At 65.5% G+C, this 4968-nt stretch carries 5 protein-coding genes and 2 pseudogenes; 3 read left to right on the top strand and 4 right to left on the bottom strand.

All coding sequences use genetic code 11. The annotated features are described in order from the left end of the window. Window positions 1-109: pseudogene (locus ACH47Z_RS46865) on the top strand (IS5/IS1182 family transposase); the annotation flags it as partial. Between the two features lie 75 nt (window positions 110-184). Here ACH47Z_RS46865 and ACH47Z_RS46870 read toward each other — a convergent pair. Together ACH47Z_RS46870 and ACH47Z_RS46875 are read right to left on the bottom strand one after the other, a co-directional pair. Further along, window positions 185-951, bottom strand: a pseudogene (locus tag ACH47Z_RS46870) (transposase). Window positions 952-996: 45 nt separating this feature from the next. Continuing rightward, window positions 997-1206 carry a hypothetical protein gene (locus tag ACH47Z_RS46875; RefSeq protein WP_399086677.1) on the bottom strand — a complete coding sequence of 70 codons (210 nt, stop codon included), beginning with the start codon at window positions 1204-1206 and terminating at the stop codon, window positions 997-999. A 258-nt stretch (window positions 1207-1464) separates the two neighbouring features. Here ACH47Z_RS46875 and ACH47Z_RS46880 point away from each other — a divergent pair, with 258 nt between their 5' ends. Together ACH47Z_RS46880 and ACH47Z_RS46885 are read left to right on the top strand one after the other, a co-directional pair. Then, window positions 1465-1941, top strand: a complete 477-nt coding sequence (locus ACH47Z_RS46880) for a hypothetical protein (protein WP_399086681.1) — start codon at window positions 1465-1467, stop codon at window positions 1939-1941. A 218-nt stretch (window positions 1942-2159) separates the two neighbouring features. Continuing rightward, the gene (locus tag ACH47Z_RS46885) at window positions 2160-3002 is read left to right on the top strand and encodes a hypothetical protein (RefSeq protein ID WP_399086684.1); all 843 of its coding nucleotides are present in this window, start codon (window positions 2160-2162) and stop codon (window positions 3000-3002) included. A gap of 442 nt (window positions 3003-3444) precedes the next feature. Here ACH47Z_RS46885 and ACH47Z_RS46890 read toward each other — a convergent pair whose 3' ends face one another. Both ACH47Z_RS46890 and ACH47Z_RS46895 read right to left on the bottom strand, forming a co-directional pair. Next, entirely contained in the window at window positions 3445-4122 is a 678-nt protein-coding gene (locus ACH47Z_RS46890) for a hypothetical protein (RefSeq protein WP_399086687.1), read from the bottom strand. Beyond that, the gene (locus tag ACH47Z_RS46895; RefSeq protein WP_399086690.1) at window positions 4123-4722 is read right to left on the bottom strand and encodes an IS701 family transposase; all 600 of its coding nucleotides are present in this window, start codon (window positions 4720-4722) and stop codon (window positions 4123-4125) included. Between the last annotated feature and the right edge of the window lie 246 nt (window positions 4723-4968).

Raw genomic sequence — 4968 nt, forward strand, 5'->3', positions numbered from 1 at the left:
CGCCGGATGCCGCCGCCTGCACCGCCGCTACGAGCGCAAAGCCGAGCACTTCCTCGCCTTCACCAGCATCGCCTGCACCCTCATCTGCTACCGCAAGCTTACCAAATGAGATGACTTCTAAGGCATGCCCCGTAACGATCTTGGAGTTGAGAGGGGCATGGCTGCCGTGGTGCCGCCTGTTCGCCTATCCGGCGAGGGCGAGGTTGTGCAGGCGGGCGATGCCGAGCATGGCGTGGTGAACGCCGTCGCCTTTGAGGCGGCAGTCACGCAGGATCTTCCAGCCCTTCATGCGGGCGAAGGTTTGCTCGACGCGTGCGCGGACTTGCTTATGGGACCGATTGTGTTCCTCTTTCCAGTCCGGGAGCTCTTCACCCTTGCGGCGACGGTGCGGAATGACCAGTCCGGTGCCCTGATAGCCGCCGTCGGTGATGGTCATCGTGTTGCCGATGGCGGCCTTGGCGCCGGACTCTTCCCAGCCGCGGGAGTCGTGCCGGTTGCCCGGCACGGGCCGGCCGACCACCACGACCAGGCGGGTGTCGGCGTCGATGACGACCTGATGGACCGTGGAATAGCGGTAGTTCTTCGACTGCTCGGTGACGGCGTGGTCCCGAGTGGGGACCAGCGTGCCGTCGACGATGAGGACGGTGTCCTTACGGAACCGCGTACGTGGCGGCAGGGCGAGCATCGGCCCGAGATGGTCGATGATCCGGTCGGCGGCCGACTTGGAGATCCTGAAGAGCGGGGCCAGTTGGCGCATCGTCAAGTTCGTGCGCCAGTACGCCGCGACCAGCAGAATGCGGTCCTCCAGCGGGAGGCTCCACGGTCGTCCGCGGTGCACGTCGGCTGCATGCTCGCGCCGTATGGCGGTCACCAACTTGCCGAAGCAGCGCGGGCTCAGCCCGGTGAACGGGGCTATCCAGACGGCTCCGACGCCGTGATCACACCAGCCACACCAAGATCATCTCACCCCCCTGACCAGGGGTTACGGGACAAGTCTTAGGCGGAGTCGCTGACGTAGGCCCAGGCCGCGTCGGTGAGCCAGCCCAGCTCCAGGCGGTGGGTGCCGGCCAGGCGCAGGCAGCCGACCAGGAGGAGCCGGTCGCGGTCGGGGCCGTCTTGCCACTGCTGGCCGAGGGCGGTGAAGGCGCGTTCAGCGGCGCGCTGCCAGTCGGCGCGGCTCCAGCGGTCGTCGGTCCCGAAAGCCACGAGCCGTTCCACGACCCATGAATCGTGCTGAGCTCTGCGGCCGGAACTGCGAGACTCAATCATGGCGGTTGCGCGGCGCCGCCCCGGGGCGGCCGCCCGCTCACGCTGATGATCCAACCGTGACTCAACTGCCTTCGCCTGCAGCTATGGACTTTGATCTTGAAGTCGTTATGATCCACCTGCTCGGCCATCCGCCGAGTCGGGGGGCTGCTGGTGTGCGTACAAGGGCTTCCTGCTGCGTCGGGACCGGAGTATCACATGGGTCTGAAAAACATCGTTGTTCGTGCTGGCATGGTCGGCTCCGCAGCCGTGATGGCGATCGGGCTCTTCGCAGGGGAGGCGAACGCGACATCGACCAACATCGACTACTGGAGCACTGACAGCGCTCCCGTGCGCTGCAGCAAGGCACTGTGCTTGTACTACAATTCCGGCGCCGAGGGGGCGATCTTCTACAACGGCATGGCCGGCGCCGACTACCTGAGATACTTCTCCTTCTGGGACGACCACACCGCAGGGGTCAACAGCTCGAACGGGGCCGGGCAGGAAGTCGACAACAACGCTGCCTCCGCCGAGAACGGCTCGGTCAACTGTGGTGAGGCTATCTACGTCAACTCGGCGGGGTATGGGGACTCGAACGTGCTCGATCCGGGGCGGGGCGGAAACCTCACGTCCAACCTGAAAAACAATGAGGCTTCCCTGGAGCCCATCGTTCCGTCCGGTTCGTACTGCCAGTAGATCAGCCGGAACCTCAGGGCCTGCCCCCAACAGTGGGGCAGGCATTCCCATGACTCTCTCAGGCGAGGACCTTACCTATGGCTCCGAAGAGGCGCGCTGGCTGGGCGATCGCAGGAGGTGTGCTTGCGCTCGCGACGGTGTCGGGTTGCGGTTCCGCTTCATCACCAGGGCAGGGTTTGGCTGCCTCCCCCGTGCCGGCTCCCTCCGTGACGGGAGCGATGAGTGACCTCCACCTGCCAATCGAGAATTACATGCTGACTCCACTTCAGTCAGCAGAGCGCGACTGGCTTGCCCAGGTCACCATTCGCAGATGTCTTGCCCGCTTCGGATATGACTACCCGGATCCCGGTGCCCGACCGACCTCTGGGAGTATGGCACTCGCTCAGTATTCGGTGCTCGCCCGCCGCTATGGAGTGACCGATCCTGCCAGTGTGCACCAATGGGGCTATCACTTCCCTCGGGCGACTGCGACTCCCGGCAGCGGCAAGGCCGTACTCCTAGCCGAGCTCCCCGCCGACGAGCGAAAAGTGCTGACGGGTTATGACCCGACCACGCACGGTCCTGCCACCTCGTATAAGGGACAGCCCATTCCAAATCTCGGCTGCAGGAACGAGCCCGACCGGTTGCTCGGCGGGCCGGCGGAGGGCGCGAAGGGCCCTAACGCCGCAAAGGGCGGCGCGGTCAACATCGTCGACGGCTTGGTCGCTAAGCTCAAAGCGGCAAGTTTCAATGAATCTATGGCTGATCCGCGGGTGGTCGCGGTGTTCAAAGCCTGGACGGCTTGTATGAAGACCGTCGGATACCACGAGGCCGACCCGATGCGCGTGCCGGAAGGATTCCCCGGGTCGGGTACGCCGTCGTCCGCTGAGATCGCCGAAGCCCAGGCCGACGTGTCCTGCAAAGCCCGGACCAACATGGCCGGGATCTGGTTCGCAGTCGAGTCCGAATATCAGAATGCCGCTATCGCTGAGAATGCCAAGCAGCTCTCCGGCGTCAAGTCCGCCTTGAAAAAGGAAGTCGTGAACCTCCAGAGGCTCCTGCGGGCGCAGGGTGCGTCCTGAACACCTGGTGACGCAGCTCATCTCTGGGTTGGAATGGTCGTAGTTGTGACCCGGCGGACCGGAGAGCGAGCCGGTCATCTTTCCGGCGGACAACAGTGTCCCCGACAGCGATGGACTACGTGCGGCCACACCTGCGTCTTCCACACTTTGATCGCCTCCTCGTCGTGATCCAGTGCCCGCCGCACGGGCACCTGGTACTACAGCCGGAGATCTTGAGGGTCGGTGATGGGTGGGATCGGCCGGTGGCGGGCCCAGGGGCGGAGGCGGTCCGGGAGCGGGTCTCCGCGGCGTCGGTAGTGACTGACCATGGCGCGGGTCTGGTGGAGCCGGCGCCATAACTCGCAGGTCAGGACGGTCTCCACGGGGTGGTGGGGGTTGAGGTGGGTGGCGGCCGGGCAGTGCCGGATGGTGTGGATCGAGGGCCGCAGGAGCGGGCCGGGGATCAGCCGGTGGCCTCGCTCTCGTCGGTGCTGGGAGCTTTTCCCTGGTCGGGGGCCTGCTCCGGGCTGGTATCCGGCTCGGGTTCGGGGGTCTGGTCGGGTTCGGGGAGGGCGGCGCATTGGATGCTGAGGAACGCGGTAGCGAGCATGCAGGCGGTGACGTGACGGTGCCAGGGGGTCCATTTACTGACCTGGTACTGGGCCAGGCCGACAAGCTGCTTGTTGATCTCGTTGTCCTCCTCGGTCTGCCAGCGGCCACCGACCCTGGCGGTGATCTCCGAGACGGTGATGCCGATGGGGGCGTGGACGAGGAAGTAGGCGATCTCCCAGTGGAGTTGTCCGTCCTTGCCGGGCCGGTTGGGGTGCAGGGACCGGCGCAGCACCAGCCAGTGCGCATGGCCATCAGCCGGGTTCTCGTGGTTGACCTGGACGGCGAAGGCCGTCCAGTCGTAGAGACGCTCGCCCTTGGCGCCGTCGCCGCAGGAGCGGCGTTCCCACTGGTCACGGGTCTTGGCGTAGTGGAGCAGGTCGTCGGCGCGTTTCACGGCCGGCTGGCGCGGCTTGCCCGCAGGTCCGTCGATGGGGAGGTCGACGGGGACGCCGGACACGTACGGCACCGCGTGGTCGTGGCACCGGGCCCGCAGCTGCGGGTCACGGCCATATCCGGCGTCGGCCAGCATTCAGGAGAACGGCACATCGGCCGCGCGGGCGTGCTCGAGCATCGTGATGGCCAGCTCGGGCTTGGTGGCGAAGGCGATCTCGTCAGGGACCCCGGCCTCACGGTACCGCCGGCGGTCCTTCGTCCATTCCTCGGGCAGATACAGGCGGCGGTCGATGAAGGCGTGCCCGGCAGCGGTGGCGTAGGTGAGCATCACCATCGTCTGGCAGTTGCGGACATCACCGGTCAGGCCACAGTGCTGGAAGGCCACCCCGACCGACTTGGTGCCCTTCTTCTGTGCCTGGGTGTCATCGATGACCAGCGACGCGTCCTGGTCGCCCAGGTGCGTGATGACGTAGGCACGGACCGCGTCACGCAGCCGGTCGGCGTCCCACACCGATCCGTTCAGCAGCCGCTGCATCCGGTCCGCAGGTACATGCCCGGCACGCTCCGACAGCGTCCAGCCGTTCTTCTTCGGCAGCTCCGCCAGCAACCCCTCGATGAACTGCGCGAACACCACCCGAGGCTCCGGCCGGTTGAACAAATACCCCAACGAACCAGTCAGCGTGGTTAGTTCGGCATCCCACCCGGCTATCTGCTCAGCCGTCACACCCAGCATCATGTCCGGTCAACGACGCCACGCAGGCTCCGTCACAAGATCTCCGGCTGTAGTACTTGGTCGGAGCACATGTTCAGACGAAGGCCGCTTTGACGTACGGCGGTTACCGAACCGAGTGATCAAGTTCGACGCACTATTCGACACAGGACGTTAAATCCAATGCCGTTGACTTTGGGCCGTGTTGGCGGTTCAACGGATACCAGGGGTGGTGTTCCGTGGCTGCTCGGCTGGTCGATCGTGTGGCGCTTG

Source organism: Streptomyces sp. NPDC020192, from assembly GCF_044388685.1.
In the GTDB taxonomy this organism is placed as follows: Bacteria; Actinomycetota; Actinomycetes; order Streptomycetales; family Streptomycetaceae; genus Streptomyces.